This is a genomic window from Spirosoma endophyticum, from assembly GCF_900112365.1.
GTDB lineage: Bacteria > Bacteroidota > Bacteroidia > Cytophagales > Spirosomataceae > Spirosoma > Spirosoma endophyticum.
The window spans coordinates 1-20,654 of the sequence record NZ_FOLQ01000022.1; the positions used below are offsets into that span (position 1 = coordinate 1).

Annotated in this window: 13 protein-coding genes; 4 read left to right on the plus strand and 9 right to left on the minus strand. The window is 49.9% G+C overall.

The features are described 5' to 3' along the window. Positions 1–306, plus strand: a 306-nt coding sequence (locus BM202_RS30100) for an integrase core domain-containing protein (protein WP_143100796.1), incomplete at its 5' end; no start/stop codon positions are given. Between the two features lie 503 nt (positions 307–809). Continuing rightward, a complete protein-coding gene (locus tag BM202_RS30105; RefSeq protein ID WP_093833227.1) occupies positions 810–1,838 on the plus strand; it encodes a WaaS/CpsH family glycosyltransferase in 1,029 nt (342 codons plus the stop codon). Positions 1,839–2,032: 194 nt separating this feature from the next. On the opposite strand, the gene BM202_RS30110 is transcribed toward BM202_RS30105, so the two are convergent. Continuing rightward, positions 2,033–2,935: a DUF2911 domain-containing protein gene (locus tag BM202_RS30110; RefSeq protein WP_093833229.1), complete on the minus strand. Its 903-nt coding sequence runs from the start codon at positions 2,933–2,935 to the stop codon at positions 2,033–2,035. Between the two features lie 63 nt (positions 2,936–2,998). Here BM202_RS30110 and BM202_RS30115 point away from each other — a divergent pair, with 63 nt between their 5' ends. Both BM202_RS30115 and BM202_RS30120 read left to right on the plus strand, forming a co-directional pair. Continuing rightward, positions 2,999–3,529, plus strand: coding sequence for an NUDIX hydrolase (locus BM202_RS30115; protein WP_093833231.1), 531 nt, complete (start codon positions 2,999–3,001; stop codon positions 3,527–3,529). Between the two features lie 87 nt (positions 3,530–3,616). Continuing rightward, positions 3,617–4,021, plus strand: a complete 405-nt coding sequence (locus tag BM202_RS30120; protein WP_093833233.1) for a hypothetical protein — start codon at positions 3,617–3,619, stop codon at positions 4,019–4,021. An 82-nt stretch (positions 4,022–4,103) separates the two neighbouring features. Here the strand turns inward: BM202_RS30120 and BM202_RS30125 are convergent, their stop codons facing one another. From BM202_RS30125 to BM202_RS30160, 8 genes are all read right to left on the minus strand, one after another. After that, a complete protein-coding gene (locus BM202_RS30125) occupies positions 4,104–6,743 on the minus strand; it encodes a M14 family metallopeptidase (RefSeq protein WP_093833235.1) in 2,640 nt (879 codons plus the stop codon). Between the two features lie 86 nt (positions 6,744–6,829). Next, positions 6,830–8,155 carry a M20/M25/M40 family metallo-hydrolase gene (locus BM202_RS30130; RefSeq protein ID WP_093833237.1) on the minus strand — a complete coding sequence of 442 codons (1,326 nt, stop codon included), beginning with the start codon at positions 8,153–8,155 and terminating at the stop codon, positions 6,830–6,832. A gap of 40 nt (positions 8,156–8,195) precedes the next feature. Continuing rightward, positions 8,196–10,997, minus strand: coding sequence for a M14 family metallopeptidase (locus BM202_RS30135; protein WP_093833239.1), 2,802 nt, complete (start codon positions 10,995–10,997; stop codon positions 8,196–8,198). Between the two features lie 275 nt (positions 10,998–11,272). Beyond that, positions 11,273–14,101, minus strand: a complete 2,829-nt coding sequence (locus BM202_RS30140) for a M14 family metallopeptidase (protein WP_093833241.1) — start codon at positions 14,099–14,101, stop codon at positions 11,273–11,275. Between the two features lie 51 nt (positions 14,102–14,152). After that, on the minus strand, positions 14,153–14,779 hold the full coding sequence (locus tag BM202_RS30145) for a hypothetical protein (protein ID WP_093833243.1): 627 nt from the start codon (positions 14,777–14,779) through the stop codon (positions 14,153–14,155). A gap of 9 nt (positions 14,780–14,788) precedes the next feature. Continuing rightward, positions 14,789–16,387, minus strand: a complete 1,599-nt coding sequence (locus BM202_RS30150; protein ID WP_093833245.1) for a SusD/RagB family nutrient-binding outer membrane lipoprotein — start codon at positions 16,385–16,387, stop codon at positions 14,789–14,791. A gap of 82 nt (positions 16,388–16,469) precedes the next feature. After that, complete coding sequence (locus BM202_RS30155; RefSeq protein ID WP_093833247.1) at positions 16,470–19,715, minus strand: SusC/RagA family TonB-linked outer membrane protein; 3,246 nt, start codon at positions 19,713–19,715, stop codon at positions 16,470–16,472. A gap of 393 nt (positions 19,716–20,108) precedes the next feature. Further along, positions 20,109–20,615, minus strand: coding sequence for an O-acetyl-ADP-ribose deacetylase (locus BM202_RS30160; RefSeq protein ID WP_093833249.1), 507 nt, complete (start codon positions 20,613–20,615; stop codon positions 20,109–20,111). Positions 20,616–20,654 lie beyond the last annotated feature (39 nt).

Below are 20,654 nucleotides of genomic sequence, written 5' to 3' on the forward strand. Positions count from 1 at the left end.
CAATACGGCAAACCAGAGCGGTTACGAAGCGACAACGGACCTGAATTTATTAGCCAAGCCTTGCAGGATTGGTGTGCTGAAAAGCAGGTGGTATTACATTGGATTGAACCGGGCAAGCCCACGCAAAATGCTTATATTGAACGATTCAATGGCACATTTCGACGAGAGGTACTGAACGCCAACACGTTCAATAGTCTGGCGCAGGTACGCCGAACGGTGGATGCTTGGCTGGTGGAGTACAATACGGAGCGCCCTCATCAAGCATTGAAGTTTATGACGCCCGTTGAATACCGGCAGGCGGCTTAAGCTCCAGTCAAAACTGGCTCATATAACGGGGTAAGGACACGTTGACACCTACTCCTTCAGCGTTGTTGAACAACAAAAGCCCTATGGCTTCAATTCGAAGGAGATGCTAACCGTTAAGATTCCGCCCAAATCCAAACTTGACATCAGCCGTCAGATTATGGCTTATCAACTCGCTTGCTCCTTTGATGCTATTTTAGAAAATACAACGACCGGTCAACGATACAGTTTAAGGGGTAAATGGAGTGGTCTTTTGCAATATGACAATCCTTCAACAACGTTGACGCAGTCTGCTTTGTAAGATGCACCTTGTATTATTCGGATAACTTATTTGTCACGTAAATCATCGCATTTCTAACGTATTCTCCTGTATATGAACCGTGCCTCTCTGTAAAGAGTCGGCGATGCGTTTTAGAAACTGAAGTTGCCCTGCAAGAATTTTTTAGGCCTGTAATAATTCAGGTGCACTCATTACTCAATTTCATAATTGAATCCTCAATTTTCAGATGCCAACGAAACAGAAATTTCTACTTATTGCTCCGTGGGATTATCAGCTATATGTAGTAATTGAGAAAAATCTTAGGTACTTAGGCTATGAAGTGACCGTTGTTCATAACAATCATTATCCATCTAGTTCAAAAGACTTATTAATCAAAATAAAATACCTATTAAGGAAAATATTTTCGAGAAAAAAAGAATGTAATCAAAAATTAAACAATATATATTTAGAAGAAAAGAAAATGTCTTTGATTAAATCACGTAAATATTATGATTTATGCTTAGTAATCAGGGCTGATGGATTTCCCGAAGGTCTGTTAAGGGAAGCTAAAAAAAGAAGTCGTAAGTTTATATCTTTTTTTTACGATGGTTTAACCTACAATCAACATATACTTCCTCTTATATCCCTTTTTGATCGTTTTTATATATTCGATAAAACAGAATTACATTCGTTCAAAGAGTATAATATTAAGTATGCTCCCAACTTTTACTTTGATTATCCAGAACTCACGGAGAATACGTACCCTGGCGAAAATAAAATTTATTATATTAGTTCCTATAATTCTTGTCGGATAGATACTGTCCAGTCTCTTCACAAATACATCACCCAGCGACTTTCACCCATACAGTTTGACTTTGTATATAATAAAAGTAATGAAAATGAAATTCCCGAATACATAAAACAACATTTCAATTGTATAGAAACGATTGTTCCTTACGAAGAACAGTTGAAGTTGATTCAGAATACCGAAATAATTATTGATATTAAAATGACCAGCCATTCAGGCTTCTCATTCAGGATTTTTGACGGAATTAAATTGAGGAAAAAAGTCATTACTACCAATCCTTTTGTTATAAACGAAGACTTTTATCACCCTCATAATTTTTTTGTATTAACTCAACGTAATGAAAATGAACTTGACGATTTTTTAAAACGGCCTTATGTTCCATTAGATGAAAAAATTAGGAAAAAGTATTCGTTTGAAAGCTGGTTAAAGGCAGTAACAGATTACGAAGGTCAACTAAAAATAAATTAGGTCGTCTTCGTTTTGTATAAAATTTGTCACTTACTGCCGTCAATCTATCTAAAGTATAATTTTACTGACAAGCCGTAATTTGTACATTGGTCACAATTACGTTTTTAGCCGGATTTTACGATAATCTCGTCAACAAAAAGACCCGCTCAACACATATCGGGCGGGTCTTTTTATTAATGAATAACAACGAGTTTTTAGGCTTTTTTCTTGCCTTTACCTGCTTTCATCGCAGGCATAGCCGGTACTTTGGCTGTATATTCTGCAATGCTTTTTTCGATACCATCCTTGAAGAACGAGAAGGCCGCATCGTTGGATGATTGTCCCATCGTTAGCGCTTTTTGAGCGATCGGCAGGGCATCCGTATACTTACCCATTTTGGCCAGAATCTGCGACTTGACGAATAGATTCCGATACGTTTCCTGTTTCGCGATTGATTTGTCTATCCAGCTTAACGACTGGTCCAGGTTACGGCCTTTTGACAAATTGTAGCTGGCGGCTGCCTGTAAAACAGCGGCATCATCGGGCTTTTCGACTACAGCCTTATCAACGTTAGCCGCTGCATTAGTGTTGACATCGACTTTCAAATCGGCAGCGGCTTTGGCGTTCGCCCACATGAAATTCATTTTAGCCGTGCTATCTGTTACGTCGCTAAAACCGATCGTGAACGTCTCGATTTTTTCGCTGTTTTCGGCGGGGGTAAGTTGCACACGTAGCGCATCTTCTTCCTGTTTGTATGTCTGTTCGGTTACTGATTTGTTTTTATTGAAAATCAGTGTGTAGCTCTCTTGAGAAGGAATAGACATAATGGCATAGCTGCCAGCCGCCAGCGTTTTTCCATTAACCATCAAATCGGTTGATGTGGTAAACATCGTGGCGCCGTTAGCACCTGTCCGCCATACTTTACCTACTGGAACAAAGGAATCTGTAAAGGGCTGGCGACCTTTCAGACTTGGCCGGGAATACGTAACAGTTATATCGGTGGTGCCGACGGTTTGCATAACAGAGGCACCAGGACTGGGTGAGGGCAATTTAATTTGGGCGGTAGTTAATTGGGCAGCCAGGCAAATGGTTGCGGCTGTAAGCGAAAGTTTGTGCATGATTGTCTATAGACTATTGAAAAATCCCACCAAATTGCGGCTTTTTCATAACAAAGCCAACTAATGCATCGACTACCCTTGCTCAATCTGCTACGGCAGCATTCGACAACCGATCGGGATGAACAGGCTATGACGCAGGCCATGATCTCGTTTGTCGAAGCCAACCCAAAGGCCTTTGAGCGGTCACTGCTGGCGGGACATGTGACGGGATCGGCCTGGATTGTGAGTCCCGATCGCCAGCAGATTTTGCTGATTCATCATCGTAAACTTGATCGCTGGTTGCAACCCGGAGGTCATGCCGATGGTGATCCCGACGTAGCAGCTGTAGCATTGCGCGAAGCCCGGGAGGAAACGGGATTAACTTCGCTGCAGCTGGTTAGTTCCGCTATCTTCGACGTAGATATTCATCCAATTCCTGCTCGTGGCGACGTTCCCGAACACCTGCATTATGATATCCGGTTCCTACTTGAAGCGGACCCAAATGAACCATTTGGTGATTCTGACGAAATTAAGAATATTAGATGGTTTTCATCAGAAATGATCGATAACTATACAGATTCGGAGTCTATTTGCAGAATGATACGAAAAATATAATTAAACTATAAACATAGTAGCTGTTTTAATTGTTTTTTAATCTGACAGCGAATAGATTTGCCAGACAACAAAACCACAGAAATAGCCATGAAATCATTAACTTTTTTGCTTGCTGGTGCCCTTCTGGGCGCTATGACGAGCCAAACATACGCACAGGATGTTGGACCTAAACCGTTGAACAATCCGATGTATTCGACGCATAACTACAAGCATCCGAATATGGCAGCGGCTGCCCGCCGTTCTGAAAATAAAACGGGTGTTGCCGTTCAACAACCCACTCCAACGGATGCACGGATGGCAAATTACAAGAACCAGATGCCGAACCGGCAACCAGCAGGGGGCGTTACGGTTGATCATACGCCAGCGATGAGTTTAGCCGACCGGAATTACAAAATTCAGCGCGTAAGCGAACCGCCGACAAGTGAATCAACCGGTGAGTATTACGTTAGAAAACGGTCGAAGGATTCGACGGGCACAACGGTTGGGCAGTAAGTGCCAGTTTGTAAAAGCAGAAAGGCGTGCCACGGTTTAGAACCGTGGCACGCCTTTCTGCTTTTACAAACTAGAGAAACGATTACTCACTTTTCGGACTAGCCTCACCTGAGCTTTTGGGTAGCGTGCTCTCGTAGATCGCGTTGAAAATAAGTTTATATGTAGCGCGGGGCTGACCACGGAACTGCGGTCTAAAGCCGAACAATACAACATTGCCTTTGCCCTGACTCACCCGAAGAACGGCAGGCTTTCCGGCAATGTATCGGTCTTCGTTCAGGGCCCAGCCGCTCATCAACAGATTCTTCTTCGCGTAGTTGGCAATCACTTCGACTTTAGGTTCCGGGGCAGATTTGATGGTTTCGCTGCCTCCTTCGCCTTCTTTTTTCTGTTTGACCACCTCAAACGCCCGGCTGTTCGAGAACGCTGCGGCTACTTCGGGTTGCATGCCATACGCCAGCGAATGCTTGGTGTCGATGACCGTTCGAATTAACGAACCCGGAATGTAAAACTGTTGGGTCGATAGCCCTTCGGTAGCGTTTTTAACGGGTAACCCCAGGAGTTCGATGGCGAAATCGCTGGCTTCGTCGAACGTGATCAGCGTGCCACCATTATTCACGTACTGTTGCAGCGCCATCGTACCACCCAACCCCAGACCACCCACATAAGGCGCGGGCATGGTGTTTGGCGCATGACCATTCAGAATCTGCTTAACTTCCTGATCCGGAATAATGATAGTGCTATACATTGACAGGTCTTTTTTCGCGATGTCGGCGTCGTGCAACGTATCGACGGGGAAACCATAACTTTCCATCAGCCAGCGCGTCCAGCCTTCGTCCATATTGGCGACCCACGATTTATATAGGCCAATACGAGGTAATTTCAAGGGCTTGGCGGCAACCGTTGGTTTGCTGGCAACGGCGGTAAAACTAATGCCTAGTTCCTTAGCCAGTTTTTGAATCTTAGCGTCGGTATTGGTCCCTTTTTCGATCAGGAAACTGCCGGTTTCATCAGTCAGCACAGACACTTTTTCGCCATCTTTCAGCAATTGATTGACCGCCATGACGCTGGCATTCTGCGTGCGCAATAGGCTGTAGCCATAGCCTGAACTCGCCGTCGCCTGACCTGCCACAACGGGAGCCAAGCCTTTAATCAACTCGGTAGAAGCGGTAAACGTACTGCCGATCTTGGCAACCGTAACGCCCATTTGCATGGGGAGTGTCCAGCCAGCCAGATCGTAAGGCGGAATTGGCGGACCGCCGGGATAGAGCCGCTGGTTCGGGTGTACCTGTTTCTCCATCAAATCCACGATGTATGGGCTAAAGGCCTGATTGCAATAGATGATGTAGGCACCAGCGGCATACGATACGTTGTTCGCCTGAAACGCCTGCGTCGCCCGATGGACTTCTACGCCACTCTGGCTGAACATGTTGACCAGGTTCAGCGCTTCGCCTTTGTCCCACTGTTCAGTGGGTACTACGTAGGCGAAGGGTCGATTTTTACCGGCTGATTCAATCGCATCGCGCCCCATCACGTAGATGTTGTACAGAAACTCCTCCCGCTTATCGGCGGCCAGCACGAGGGTGGCCATCGAAGCTTCTTCCATGTAATTGACCGCGTCCCGAAAACGGGACTGGCCACCTTTCCAGGGATCGGCGTAGAAAATTTCCGTACCGTTTGTGGCGGCTGTTACGCCAACGCCCACCGTTTTAGGCAACGAATCGGGTGGGTAGAAACGGGGTGATGGCGTGGCGTGGGCTGTTTCGGTTAGGATACCAATCTGGTTGTGATAATAGGGCACGGTGCGCATACCGCCGTTCCACCACATGCTGAACCGTAATTGAGACACGACACCGGGCATCTTTTTCATCGCAAACCGGCTGGCCATCGCCGTGCCAACCATATTAACGCCTGCTGTTACGCCGGGGTGAATTTGTGGGTTGACTGGATTGGCGAAAGGCGGAATAAAAATCCGGGTCCAGGCGGGCGAGGTCTGGTGCTGATTGTAAACGATCTGCGGAAACCACTGATTGTAAAGTACTTCCGAAATCGCTTTGGTTTCGGGCATGTTGTTCGTAAACCAGTCGCGGTTGTTGTCGTGCCCAACGTAGTGATGATACAGCCAGGGTGGTTGGGTCGTTTCGAAGGCCGTACCGAGGTTGCCGTTATACCAGTCTGCGACGATGTCAAGGCCGTCGGGGTTCATTTCGACCATCAGCAGCGCAACGACCTGATCGCGGATTTTCTTCATTTCCGTCGATTCTTCGGTAGCCATACGGTAAGCCAGTTCAGGCATCATCTGCGCCGACGCGACTTCTGACGCGTGCATACCGGCATCAATCCAGACAATAGCTTTGCCGGCAGCGGCCAAAGCCCGAGCCTGTTTTTCGTCGATTTTAGCCCGCGAAAGTTGCTCACTCGTGCTACGCCATTTCTCCAACTGCTTCATGTTGGCTTCACTGGACACCATCAGCAGGAGCAATGGTTTCCCCAGCACCGACTTGCCAATCGTGACCATCTGAACCCGGTTGCTGGCTTTGTCCAGTCGCTGGTAGTAATCGAGCAACATTTTGGTATTCGCCAGCTTATAATCAGCGCCGGGCTCAAAGCCAAACACATCGGCGGGTTTCGGTACCTGTGCCATCGCCAATACGCTGGCAATGAGAATCGCGCATCCCAACAGCAGGAGCCGATAGAGGGTAATTTTTTGAATAGATAGTTTCATAGAAATAGAGGGAGGTTTGTTGAGGTAGTCAATTAAATTTTCGTTTCTCTGTTATCCCTCCTTTATCGGGATGACGGAGAAAATGCCTAATTCGCTGGGCCAGCTTCGGCCAGTAAAACGAGCAGGATGCGCTGCAACCCCAGCGTCCCTTTGTCATTGAGCCACCATTCATTCAGGGAGTGGGCTCCTCCGCCTGTGCCTCCGCTGCCAATCGTGACCGACGGAACGCCTTTCGAAATGGGGATATTGGCATTGGTGGAGCCTACGCTCAGGACGGGTTCGGCCTGTAGGTATTTGGACACCGCCATAGCCCGTTGCACCAGTGGAACCGTCGGTTCAATACGTCCGGACGGGCGATCACCAACGAGTTTTACCGTAACGGTCAGGTCGGGGCCACGGCGTTTTATGGCGTTCTCCTCTTTTAGTGCCCGCTGAACAGCCGCCTGTAGCAGGGCATCGACGCCATTCAATTTCTCGGGACTTTCCGACCGCATGTCTACTTCCATCCACGATTCGTAAGGAATGGCGTTTACGGACGTACCGCCCCCCACAACGCTGACGCTGTAGGTTGTTTTGACGCCTTCTTTCGTGAATTTATCTGCTTCGGTAGTGAAGTAATAGATGGCTTTTCCCAGCGCGCCGTGCGGATTGACGATGCCAAAAGCGCCATAGGAGTGGCCACCCGGGCCTTTGAACGTAATTCGATACCGATGCGAGCCTAAACCCCGGTGCGTGATCCCGTCGATCCCGTGTCCATCGACGGCGATGTAGGAATCAATTTTGGGACCACCGGGCATGAACAGATTTTTGACTCCCCGCAAGTCGCCCAAACCTTCTTCACCAACGGCACCTACGAAAATAACGTCGGCATCGGTTTCAATTTTGGCGCGTTCCATCCCTTTCAAAACGGCCAGCACGGCGGTCAGGCCACGGGTGTCGTCGCCAACACCGGGTGCATAGAGCGTATCACCTTTCTGCTTGACTTTTACGTCGGTTCCGGCCGGAAACACAGTGTCCAGGTGCGCTTCCACGATGACCGTTTTCTTGCCGGATTTGCCTTTGCGTTTCGCCAGGACATTGTTGACCTTGTCGATCCAGACCGAATCCGCCCCGGCTTCTTTCATCATGGCCGCGTATTTTTTAGAACGCTCGACTTCCTTGAACGGGGGCGAAGGGATTTCCGTCAGCAAGATCAGGTCTTTTTTCGTCTGAGGTTCCAGCTCCGTAAAATACTTGAATGCTGTTTGAACCGCTGGCCGTTTGGACAAAGCATTAATTTCAGTTTCGTACTTCTTGTCGAGCGTAACGTTCTTGGTGGCTTCATCAGCGCCTTCTTCCTGGGCAAACAACTGGTGGGCTGTGCCGCCTATCAATAACGGTGCAACTAACGCTACTTTAATAAATTGATTCATTGTTATGAAGAATGGAAATGTATACGTATTACTGACTCAATTATTCGCTTGCCTGACTGGTTCCTGCGCTTGCCCTGTTGGTATACAGCTGATTGAACAGGAACTTGAAGGTGCCCTGTGCCTGTCCCCGGAACGTGATTTCTGGTCCGAAGGCATAGAATTTACCTGAGCCGACCGGGGCCATGAAAGCCGACACACCATCCTGCAAATAGGACTGGCCCCAGGCCCAGCCACTACGTAGTGGTTTGTTGGTATTGAACCAGGCCAGGGGAACAACAGTACCTTTGGCGATGGCTTCGGGCGCCAGTTTGAAGACCGGGCTGGCGTCGAAATACACATCCGTTTGGCTGGGCATACCCCAGGTTGCGCGCTGGGTCGAATCCAGCGTGACACGTAGTACACTGCCCGGAATATAGAATTTCTCATTCACCAGCGGTTTCTCCTGACCCGCATTGTTCATCTCTGTCAGCGCGTTTTTAACGGGGAGTTTCAGGTGGTAAGCCAGGTTGGTACTGCTGCCAATGGTGACTACCGTGCCGCCCGCTTCCAGGAATGATTTAAGCTGCGGAATTGATTTCTCGGCTGTAATCCGGCCTAAACGCGGTCGATATTCAGCCGGAATTTCTTCGGCTTTTGGATCGCGCCGTGCCGCAAAGCCGGTTGCTTCACCCGACGGATTTAGAGCGGGGATGGCTTGCGTAACGAAGACGATAACATCAAACTTCTTCCGCAGATCTCCGGCATCGATGTCCTGCGGATAAATGACGGTCATGGGGAAATGGTACTGTTCCATTAACCACCGTACCCAACCCGACGGCATCGAGCCACCATACGTATCCCACAAGGCAATCCGCACGGGCGCTACTTTCGTCATGGCTGCACTGGGTCGCTTGGCGAGCCCGGTTATTTCCAAGCTGAGGTCTTTTGCCGATTTATCAAGCAATGATTTGGCTTTCGCCGAAGCGGGGACAAAAAAGGCCCCGGCTGCTACGTTCGCTTTCCCTTCGGTCCCGTTGGGCAGTCGATAGACCTCAACGCCGGATGCGAGTAGATCATTGACCGCAATGAACGAGTTGTTAGCCTGGGCACTCAGCAAATACCCCGCGCTCGGACTCCCGTTTACATGACCCTCCGGCGACTGTAGTTCACCGATTGGCAACTTCTTGAAAGGACCGTCGAACGTATCCAGCAACCGATCAAATTTGACATTCATCAGGAAACTCGGTGTCCAGCCTGCGGCATCGTAGGGACGTACCGGCGGACCACCTGGATATTGGAAATCATTCGGATAATCCTGTGGCTCGAACATGTCCAGAATATGGGGCCGGAACGCCTGATCCGTTTTCACGACGTAGGAACCCGCCGGGTATTTTTTACCGGCCACCGTGAAGTCGGCCGTGGCTTGCTGCACCTGAATACCGAGCCGGATAAGCGCATTGATGAATTTAACGGCCGTGGCGAAATCGGGCTGGGTAGTTGGGATGATAAACCCACGTGGATCACGTAGCGTCGGGGCCTTCATCACCGAATCGTAATAAGCAACCGGAAGCTCCCTGTTGCGTGAAACCGAAGCCGTTGTATTGCTGCCCGGACCCGTTTTTTTCTGATTCGCCTGATAATTCTGTGTGATGGCGTCAATTCGTTTTGGATACAATGTCCAGTTATCCTGACTGCCCCGTTCGATGGAGTTTTTGCCCATCCGGTAGATATTAAACAGCATCTGGTCGTGTTGCCGGGCGGCATAATCCAGGACGGCGTAGTTGAGCGACACCGAATAATCAATCGACTGCTTGAAATGCCACTTCTGGGGCGTAACGGGAAAAGGAGTGTTTACATTCGGAACCAGTCGTTCGGGAACCAGTGGAATTTCTTCGGGCGTGGGGTTACCGATGATTTCCGTCAGCAGCCCGATCATGTTGTGGAACAGATTGATGGAGCGTAAACCACCGTTGAACCAGTTTGAATATGGCGTACCGGTCAAGCGCGTGTAGCCTGGTTTTTTCTCCGCATTCAACCGGTTGATCATAGCCGAACCGAGCGCATCCATACCGGTCACGATCATTGGATCGAGCACAAAATTGAACGGATCGCGTAGGGGAGGACCCGCCAGCACCGATCCCGCCGGGCCGCGCTGGTGGTGATTGTACAGGACTTGCGGGTACCATTCGATGAATAACTGACGGCCGATATTCTGGGTTTCCTTCATGTTGAGCATGAAGAAATCGCGGTTGTTGTCGTGGCCGATGTATTTCTGGTAAAGCTTCGGTAAATATTCCTGCGTGCGTTTTTCGGGGACCGGCTCGCGCATGTACCAGTTGCCAACGAGTTCGTGGCCGTCGGGGTTGGCATGGGTGAGCAGCACAATAACGTTATCCAGGATACGTAGCGTTTCGGGGTCTTTTCGGCTCACTAACTGCCAGGCCGTTTCGATCAACTGCATCGTGCCGACTGTCTCGGTCGAGTGCAGTCCGCCATCAATCCAGACAACCGCTTTGCCTTCATTGGCCAGTGTCTGAGCCTGTTCGCCAGTTAGGTTTTCAGCGCGGGCCAGCTTCTGGGAAATTTCTTTGTACCGAGCCAGTTTTTTCTGGTTCTCGGGTGAGGTTACGATCAGCATGTATTGATGGCGACCTTCGGCTGTCAGGCCAATATCGACCAGCTTCGTGCGATCCGACGTAGCTAATTTCTTGAAATAGGCTTCCGTCTGCGTGTAATTGGAGAGTTGGTAGTCGTCGCCGATGTTGAAACCAAAATGTTCTTTCGGTGAGGGAATCGATTGGGGGTGCCCGGCGAGTGGACAAAGCAAAAAGAGGAGGACGGCCAGGGAGCGAAGTCTGGACATGGTGGGCGGTTCGTTTAAGACGAAAAAACGTTCACTAAAAGCCGGAAATGGCCAGAGAATTCAATGCCAGTCATGCAGAGACAGGGCAAGATTGCCGGCCTGCAACGTATTAATTTATACCTGTGACTGGGCTTCCTACAGGTCTGTAGATATGTTTACCTTAATCACGGGTAGAACTGACAAATAGATGGGGGATTTGCCAGAAAAGTACACTAAGTCAGATAAATAGGCAGGCATTTAACCCACCTATTTATCTGATTGTGTTATCGATTTACCTATTCATCGGCTACGTGACCGTTGCCGGATGATGCGGCCGAACCAACGGTGTACAACTGATTGAACAGCAGTTTGAACGTACCCTGTGCCTGTGCACGGAATGTAATTTCTGGACCAAACGCATAGAATTTACCGGAACCAACGGGTGCCATAAACGCGGCCACCCCATCCTGTAAGTACGACTGGCCCCAGGCCCAGCCACTACGTAGTGGTTTGCTGGAATCGAACCAGGCCAGGGGAACAACGGTGCCTTTAGCGATAGCTTCGGGCGCCAGTTTGAAGACCGGGCTGGCGTCGAAATACACATCCGTTTGATTGGGCATCCCCCAGGTCGCGTGCTGGGTCGAATCTAACGCAACGCGTAATACGCTGCCTGGAATGTAATATTTCTCACCGGGTAGTGGGCGTTCCTGACCGCTGGCCGTCATTTCGGTCAGGGCATTTTTGACGGGTAATTTCAAGTGATAAGCCAGGTTGGTGCTGCTGCCAATGGTGACCACCGTACCGCCCGCTTCCATGAAGGACTTCAACTCTGGAATCGACTTGGTTGCGGTGATTTTACCCAACCGTGGACGATACTCTTCGGGTGTGGTTTCTTCCTTGGCTTCGCCACGGGAAAGTGCTGCAAAAATGTCCTCCTCGCGGCCGCCAACGGCAGGAATAGCCCGCGTTACGAATACGATTACATCGAATTTCTTCCGCAGATCACCGGCATCGATGTCCTTGGGATAGATAACTTTCATCGGGAAATGGTACTGTTCCATCAACCAGCGTACCCAGCCTGAAGGCATCGATCCCCCGTAGGTATCCCACAAGGCAATCCGCATGGGCGATACTTTGGTCATCGACGCGGTTGGCTTTTTAGAGACCCCCGTTATTTCCAGATCAAGATCTTTAGCGGATTTGTCAAGCAACGATTTTGCTTTTGCCGACGCTGGAACGAAGAACGCACCTGACTCAACCGTCGATTTGCCACCGACGCCATTGGGCAAACGATACACCTCAACGCCCGATGCCAGCAGATCGTTAACGGCAATAAATGAGTTGTTCGCTTTAGCGCTCAGTACGTAGCCAGCACTTGGCGCACCGTTGATGTGGCCCTCCGGCGACTGTAGTTCACCAATTGGCAGCTTTTTGAAAGGACCGTCGAAACCATCCAGGATACGGTCAAATTTAACATTCATCAGGAAAGCTGGTGTCCAGCCCGCAGCATCGTACGGACGTACTGGAGGACCGCCTGGATACTGGAAATCATTCGGGTGATCCTGTGGCTCGAACATATCGAGTAGGTGAGGCCGGAACGCCTGATCGGTTTTCACAACGTATGAACCTGCTGGGTATTTTTTACCGGCTACCGTGAAGTCAGCCGTGGCCTGCTGTACCTGAATCCCCGTTCTGATGAGGGCATTGAGGAATTTAACCGCCGTAGCGAAATCAGGTTGGTTCGTTGGAATGATAAACCCACGAGGATCGCGCAGCACCGGCGCTTTCATGATCGTGTCGTAATATTTGAGGGGCATACCGCCACCGCGGGGAACGAAGCCATATTGAGCCAGTGCCGCGTTGGTAGGTGGCACCACTTTCTTTGGATCGTTCTTGAAGGCGTCTTCAATGGCGTCGATACGCTTTGGCGACAGCGCCCAATAATCTTTGCTGCCTCGTTCGATGGAGTTTTTACCCATCCGGTAGATATTGAACAGCAGGTCGTCGGAATACCGAGCGCCATAGTTCAGGACGGCGTAGTTGAGCGACACCGAATAATCAATCGACTGCTTGAAATGCCACTTCTGGGGCGTAACCGGGAACGGTGTATTTCCGTTAGGAATCAGGCGTTTTGGCACCAGCGGAATATCTTCCGGCGTTGGTCCGCCAATGATTTCTGTCAACAACCCGATTATGTTGTGAAAGTGCGTCGTGGTACGTAGACCGCCATTATACCAGGTCGAGAAAACGGAGCCGCCCAGCCGGGTAAAGCCCGGTTTGTTCTCGGCGTTCATCCGGTTGATCATGGCAGCGCCAAGCGCGTCGATACCCGTTACCATCAGCGGATCGAATACGTAGTTGAACGGATCGCGATAGGGAGGACCCGCCAGCACCGACCCCGCCGGACCACTCTGGTGGTGATTGTACATGATTTGCGGAATCCACTCGACAAACAACTGGCGACCGATATTCTGGGTTTCCTTCATGTTGAGCATGAAGAAATCGCGGTTATTGTCGTGGCCAATGTATTTCTGATACAGTCTTGGCAAGTTATCTAATGACCGCTTTTCAGCCTTTGGCTCGCGCATGTACCAGTTCGTAACCAGCTCCTGACCGTCCGGGTTAGCGTGGGTAAGGAGAATCACGTCCTTATCCAGGATACGCATCGTTTCGGGATCTTTGCGACTGACCAGTTGCCAGATCGTTTCGATGAGCTGGTGTGTACCAACGGTTTCGGTCGCGTGAATACCCCCGTCGATCCAGACGATGGCTTTGCCTTCATTGGCCAGGGCGCGGGCCTGCTCATCGGTGAGGTTTTCGGCGCGGGCCAGTTTCTGGGAAATCTCTTTGTAGCGGTCCAGTTTTTTCAGGTTCTCCGGCGACGAAACGATGAGCATCAACTGGTGACGGCCTTCTTCGGTCATGCCAATATCAACCAGTTTCACCCGGTCGGAGCCAGCGGCCAGTTTTCGGAAATAAGCCTCAGTCTGGGTATACGTAGCGAGTTGGTAATCGTCGCCGATGGTAAAGCCAAAATGTTCTTTCGGCGACGGAAGTGTCTGAGCAAATGCAGTGCTCAGGCTAACCGCCAGCAGGATGAGAAGTGAGTAAGGAGAATAACGCATTAGTGAGTAATTGATTTGGAAATTTATTTGGAGTTAGGGTAAATAATTCGACTACTTTTTGCGGAAACGCACGCCAACCCGGCAATCACCGACCTCGCCACGTGCTTCATCGCATACATTTTCTTGGAATCCTTCTATTCGGCGACCGTCTTTGAGTGTGAGGATAAATTTAAACAGAAAATAGTCATTCTGAACGACTTTCGTTAAATCAGTTCCTGTAAATGCGGCTAACTGGGCCGCCGTGGTCGTGAATGTTTTGGGAAATTCGGTAACTGTAGCATATAATTTGTCGGTCGTTCCAACCCGACTTGGTAGTGGGTATTGTGTTACGCTGGGATACACGCCACCCGGCTGGGAGAGAATAATCGGATAGGCCGGATTGCCCGTGGTAGGCGCTTTCACGAATCCCAGATACACATCAATGGACTGTACTTCCGCTTTCCCGAAGCCTTCCCATTTTAGCGTGTATTCGAATTCCTGACTGGCCAGATTGGTTGCGCCTATGTCGAAAAAAGATGTATTGGCGCTACTCACCGTAGGCAGGGCTGACTTGGCAATATTGACGGCTACCAGCGGGACAGCCGTGTAGGAATAGTTCTCCCAAACGTAATTCTCCGTTTTGCAGGCATCGAGGGCTATCAACAGCAGGAGGGAAAAGTATAAGGTGATATTTTTCATAGTGATTGGTTACTTATCCCAGAAAACAGGGGTTATCTGTTGCGCGGTTTGAATTTGATCGGCCTTGTCGGATACGTTGGCGTTTGTCGATAGCTCAGTCACGGAATAGGACAGACGTAGCGGGAACGTATTCAGCGGGGCAATGGGCGCGGGTAAAACGGGCAAGCCCGTCCGGCGGTAATCGTTGTACGCTTCCATGCCATTTCCGTACAGGGCAATGTATTTCTGGGTGATCACCGCACTCAATTTGCCAGCCGCATCGGCCGCATCATATTGGGCGGTTCGGTTGGCAACGAAAGCGGTAATCGTAGCCGTTGCCAGCGGTGTAGCCGAATTTCCCGACGTTGTCGAAATGGTATTGATGCTATTCAGGCTTGCCGTGATGCCATCCTGAAACAACTGCTTGGCATCGCCGGTAGTGCCTAAGGTTAACGCAGCTTCGGCCAGGATGAACTTCACCATCGCGTTGGTAATGAACGGGAACACACCCGCCCCCGAGCCGTCGGTATTGGTAACAACTTTGGGTGCTGACGTAGCACCGGTATTGGTTATGAAGACGTTAGAAGCTGTTAGGTTATTTATGGGACTGTTGTCGTACAAACCACCCGCGGGGTAAACGCCGACGGTCGCTTTTAGGGCGTTGTCGTTGGGTGATGCCGTGGCGTCGCCCGTGTAGCGACCAAAATACCCGTTGCCGGTAGGGGTGAAGCCAACGGTATAATTCGACGTCTGGCGGTAGACGTAAAACCGGAGCCGGGGGTCGTCGGTAGTAAACAAACGCTCCATGAAATTCTGGCTCATGTAGTAGCTTTTGCTCGCCTGATACTCCGTGCGGTGCCAGGGGTGCCGGTTAGCCGGAGTTTCGGTGGTACCGAAGCGGAACGAAAAATCCTGCGCGTTGGTGGTGATCAGGGGCGCGTTGGCGCTTAATAACGCACTGATTCCGGCTTTGGCCTTATCAGGTTGCACGAGCCGGATCTGATTGAATAACTTCAACTTCAGCGTGTTCCCCATCCGAAGCCAGGCCGCTTTGTCACCTTTGTAAATAATGTCGGCGGTTGTTGGCTGGATGGCAAAATTACCTTTGTTCGCATCGGCCAGTGCTTCATCAAGTAGTGTAAACAGTTTGTCGTAAATGGATGATCCACTCTCAAATACCGGGTCGGAAATGGAGAGGCCCTGCGAGGCATCTGTATAAGGAATATCACCCCACAAATCGACCATGATGCTGTAGATATACGCTTTCTGCAACTTGGCAATCGCTACGTAGTCCCACCGCTGCTGGCGCGTACCTTCGCGAATCACAATCTCGATGTCGTTGAGCACCTGCGTGTAGAGTGCGTTCCAGGACTGCTGATAATCGGTGCCATCCTGGAAATTACGGCTGGTATTGCTCGTATACAATTGCTGCATCAGGATCGACGTACCCTGGTTCACATCCCGCAGGCTACCGGTCATCGACACCTGTGTGGCCGGTAACAGTAACTCCAGTACCGGTGTGGTTGGGTTGTTTGGGTCGGCGTTAATATCGACGAAGTCTTTGCAGGAACCGGCAACAAGCAGCAGGCCCAGCAAAGAAAGACTTCGTATGGTAGTTATGAATCGCATAAATTTAATAGGGGTTTTAGGTTTACGGTATTCAGTGGTCCGTCACTACGTCAGGCTGATGCCGAATACTGCAAACGCTTGATTAGAAGCTGAACCGAAGATTTACACCCATCCGGCGCGTGGTTGGAATGCCGATGAAATCGAAACCCTGCGAATTTCCGGCACCCAACGAACTGACCTCTGGATCGAAATTCAGGTGCTTAGGGAAGTTGGGAGCCAGGTACCATAAGTTTCGACCGCTAAACGATAGAAACGCCGAACCAAACGGCGTTTTTGCCAGCCATTTCTTCGGAAACAGGTAACCCAGCGACACTTCGCGAAGCCGGAAAACCGTTGCGTCGAAGATATTTGTTTCGCCTGCGCCACCCGGTCCAAACCCACCAGTGAAATAGTAATCGGCCACGCCAATCCCAATGTTGTTCGGAATTTTTTTGCCATCGCCATTCAGTAGCGGTTTCAGCGTATTGACATCACCCAATACGCCCGGCCCGATGATGATCGCTTCCCGTTCTTCGGTATCTTTCGTAACACCCCGGCTTAGCAGTTCGTAAGCCGTGAAAGAATACATATCGCCCCCTTTTTTCCAGTCGAACAACGCACTTAACGTAATGCCTTTGTAACTGAACGTATTGGTGATGCCCCAGATGAAATCAGGGTTTGGATTCCCAATCGCCGTTGTTTTACCGCTCAGAATGGGCTTGCCTGTGTTGGGGTTAACCAGAATATTTCCTTCGTCATCCCGCGCGTTGGTAGAGCCACGGATCTGGCCATACGGCTGACCCGCAATGTGTACGCTACCCAGATCCGAGAAGCCGCCATAGGGCAATTCTTTCAGCGAACCTATGTCCAGAACGATGTTCCGGTTCATGGTAAAGGCCGACGAAATATCCCAGGTAAACCCGTTCTTGAGTTTTACGGGCGTGGCATTAAAGCCAATTTCAATCCCTTCATTCGATGACTTACCCAGGTTAATTACCTTCTGCGTGTAGCCTGATGACGGAACGGCATTAACGGTGAAGATCTGCGACGTACTGATTTTCTTGTAGTAAGTAATGTCGAACCCAAGCCGATTGTTGAAAAACTGCAATTCCGTCCCTAATTCCAGCTCAGTAATGAACTCAGGTTTTAGCGCGGCATTGGCCAGTAAATCCGATTCGGTCAGGGTGCTTTGTCCACTGAAGGGCGACGAAATCGCACCAGTAGTTGTTCCAGCGCCTAACACCGGATTGGCGATGTAAACGGTTTGCGTCTGATAGGGCGTTGCTTCGTTGCCTACCCGCGTGTAGCCCGCCCGGAACTTACCGAACGACAGTACGTTCTTGGGGATTTTTAGGGCTTCGGTAAAAATCAACGAGGCACTCGCTCCGCCGTATAAGTAACTCCGGTTGCTTTCGGGCAGCGTGGATGATACGTCGTTACGGGCCACTAAATTCAGGAACGCGAAGTTTTTATAATCCAGCGAAATGTCCGTGAAGAAGGCGAAGTACCGCTGCTTGAAGTTATTTCGGTTATTGGGCAGCACGCGGGGGATTGTTACGCTGGTGTTGTTTAGTGAGTTAATGCCCCGGAAAATAATGCCATCACCAAAAACAACCTGACGCTCGGTAATCCGCTGGTTCACGTTATTTCCCAGAATAACCTTCAGCCCGATGTTTTCACTCAGCGGTTTGGTCGCGGTCAGCAGCAATGTATTGTCCAATTCCTGCCGGTAAATGTTGTCGTTGGTAATGTTGCCATTCGGGAAATAGTCTCCGCCTTTGCCATTCACCACCGTGCGCCGGTCGGTGTAAGCATTGAAACCAACTGTGTTCTGTACATTCAGCCAGGGGAGGGGATCAACGCCGAGTACTACGTTCCCATAATAGCGATCGACCTTGCTGGTGGTGGGGCTGTTCACGACCGACCAGTAGGGGTTATCCGTACCCACCCGGTCATATACGTTGTTGCCGTTTAGTGGATTCGTGTTTGGGAAGCCTGTCAGATCAAAACTGGTGGGCACGAACATCAGGATGTCCATAATGGAACTGCCGCTGCCATTAGCCGCTGTCAACTGGGGCGAAACCTGATTCGTGTTGACGTAGTTCAGCGCCCCACTAACATAGAATTTATTCGCCAGTTGCGCATTACCACCGATGTTTACCCCTGTGCGACTTATCTGGTTTTCAGGAACAACACCCTGATTCACCGTTCGGGATAAGCCTACCGTAAAATTGCCTTTGTCGCCACCCGTTGATACTGAAAGGGCGTTTTCAAATACGTTTCCCGTTCGGAAGAAGTTTTTTGCATTATCCTGCGAATAGGACTGGTAAGGAACCTGAATGGGCGTTATGCCGTCGGCCTGATAAAATTGCGGAAATACCGTCGATGGGTAGCGGTTGTTCGTCGTTAATGGGTGTGGAATAGTTGACCGTGTTGGAATCAGGCTGGTATAGCCCGCGTAGGGAGGCCCCCAGGAGCCGAACACACCGCTCCGGTAATCGAAGTTGGTTCCCTGGCCATATTTGGTCTGATAGTCTGGTAACCCCGCTACGGTTTCGGTCGAATACCCAACGTTATACGTTATTTCCAGCCCTTTCCGATTTTGGCTTTTTCCGGCTTTGGTTGTAACGATAATGGCCCCGTTCGCTGCCCGCGAACCGTAGAGAGCGGCTGCTGCAGCACCCTTTAAAACGGTCATGGTCAGGATGTTGTTGGGGTCGAGGTCAAAGGCGCGGTTTGTGGTGGTTGCTCCACCAACGGTGCCATCGGTACTGCCGAAACTGGAATTATCGAAGGGAACGCCGTCCACTACGAACAGGGGCTGGTTGTTATTCCCCAGTGATGAGTTTCCCCGAATGGTGATGTTGGTGGCACCGCCCGCAGCACCACCCGATCCCTGTACGTTTACCCCAGCGACTTTACCCGTCAGCGCCCGAAGCGGATCTGGTTCCGACCGTTGGGCAAGTTTATTCGCATCCAGCGTGCTAACGGAATAACCCAGCGCATTTTTGTCCCGTTTAATACCCGCTGCCGTGACAACGACTTCGCTAAGTTGCTTGGTATCAGGGATTAATAGCACGTCGATCGTTTGCTGATTACCGACCACTACGTCCTGCGACTGAAAGCCGACAGACGAGAAAACCAACGTAGCGTTTTTATCGGGGATGTTTAATTGATACGTCCCCTGCGCATCGGTGACGGTTCCAGACGTGCTACCTTTTACGGTAACGGTTGTGCCGGGTAAGGCTTCTTTGCCAGCTGCATCGCTAACTTTTCCCTTAACAACACGTTGCTGGGCAAGCGAGAAAATGGGCAAAAAGAGGACAAGAGAGAGTAAGCATACTTTCATAGAGCTGTAAGCATAGAATATGAAAATGAATGATTATGGGAGGAGATTAAACGGCAATTATAAATTATAATATTTTAATTAAAAGTCGAATTACGCAATAAGATTTTATAAAACTTGATTATTGACAGATAATCTATTTTAATTTATATGATTGGCTCATGGCTGATTCCAGAGCGACAAAATAGATCGAGTATCCGTAGATATAATTGTCCGTTCCGACATCCTTTCAAAGGCAATTGCCGTCCGTATAAATACTTCGTTCGTACAGCCAGCGTCTTAAGTTTGAAAAGCGGGTTGGCCTGGTAATCTGGTACGAAAGGTCAGGGAAGCGTAGAAAATGAAAAAGCCCGTATGACCGGGCTTCAAGGTTATCTCGATTAGCAGGTGATCGGCTTACTGGGACGCATGAATTCGATCCTGATACAAGGTAAGATTCTCCATATCAAAACATACGAAGGTAACTTCCTGAATGGTTGAGGGTTGTTCCAGAAACTGATTAACGGTCGCAATCGCTACGTCGGCTGCTTTGTCTTTCGGATAGCCGTAAATGCCCGTGCTGATATTGGGAAAGGCAATGCTTGTCAGGTTATTCTCGGCCGCAATTTCCAGCGCTCGGCGGTAGCAACTCGCTAAAAGATTTGGTTCACCATGAGAGCCGCCCCGCCAAACTGGCCCAACTGCATGGATAACATGTTCGGCAGGTAGGCGATATCCTTTCGTGATTTTGGCGTCGCCGGTTTTACAACCATGCAGCATCCGACATTCGAACACCAGATCCGGTCCGGCTGCCCGGTGAATTGCGCCATCGACACCGCCCCCACCCAGCAAACTTGTATTGGCCGCGTTGACGATGGCATCAACGGCTTGTTTGGTAATGTCGCCCTGAATAACGCGGATCATTTTACAGTGTTCGGTTTAGGGTATACGGTGGGCTGACGC

Bases quoted from the DNA above. Each gene is read 5' to 3' on its own strand.
- BM202_RS30160 (WP_093833249.1), bottom strand. From the start codon at position 20,615: ATGATCCGCGTTATTCAGGGCGACATTACCAAACAAGCCGTTGATGCC.
- BM202_RS30150 (WP_093833245.1), bottom strand. From the start codon at position 16,387: ATGCGATTCATAACTACCATACGAAGTCTTTCTTTGCTGGGCCTGCTG.
- BM202_RS30120 (WP_093833233.1), top strand. From the start codon at position 3,617: ATGAAATCATTAACTTTTTTGCTTGCTGGTGCCCTTCTGGGCGCTATG.
- BM202_RS30110 (WP_093833229.1), bottom strand. From the start codon at position 2,935: ATGCACAAACTTTCGCTTACAGCCGCAACCATTTGCCTGGCTGCCCAA.
- BM202_RS30145 (WP_093833243.1), bottom strand. From the start codon at position 14,779: ATGAAAAATATCACCTTATACTTTTCCCTCCTGCTGTTGATAGCCCTC.
- BM202_RS30155 (WP_093833247.1), bottom strand. From the start codon at position 19,715: ATGAAAGTATGCTTACTCTCTCTTGTCCTCTTTTTGCCCATTTTCTCG.
- BM202_RS30140 (WP_093833241.1), bottom strand. From the start codon at position 14,101: ATGCGTTATTCTCCTTACTCACTTCTCATCCTGCTGGCGGTTAGCCTG.
- BM202_RS30125 (WP_093833235.1), bottom strand. From the start codon at position 6,743: ATGAAACTATCTATTCAAAAAATTACCCTCTATCGGCTCCTGCTGTTG.
- BM202_RS30115 (WP_093833231.1), top strand. From the start codon at position 2,999: ATGCATCGACTACCCTTGCTCAATCTGCTACGGCAGCATTCGACAACC.
- BM202_RS30135 (WP_093833239.1), bottom strand. From the start codon at position 10,997: ATGTCCAGACTTCGCTCCCTGGCCGTCCTCCTCTTTTTGCTTTGTCCA.
- BM202_RS30105 (WP_093833227.1), top strand. From the start codon at position 810: ATGCCAACGAAACAGAAATTTCTACTTATTGCTCCGTGGGATTATCAG.
- BM202_RS30130 (WP_093833237.1), bottom strand. From the start codon at position 8,155: ATGAATCAATTTATTAAAGTAGCGTTAGTTGCACCGTTATTGATAGGC.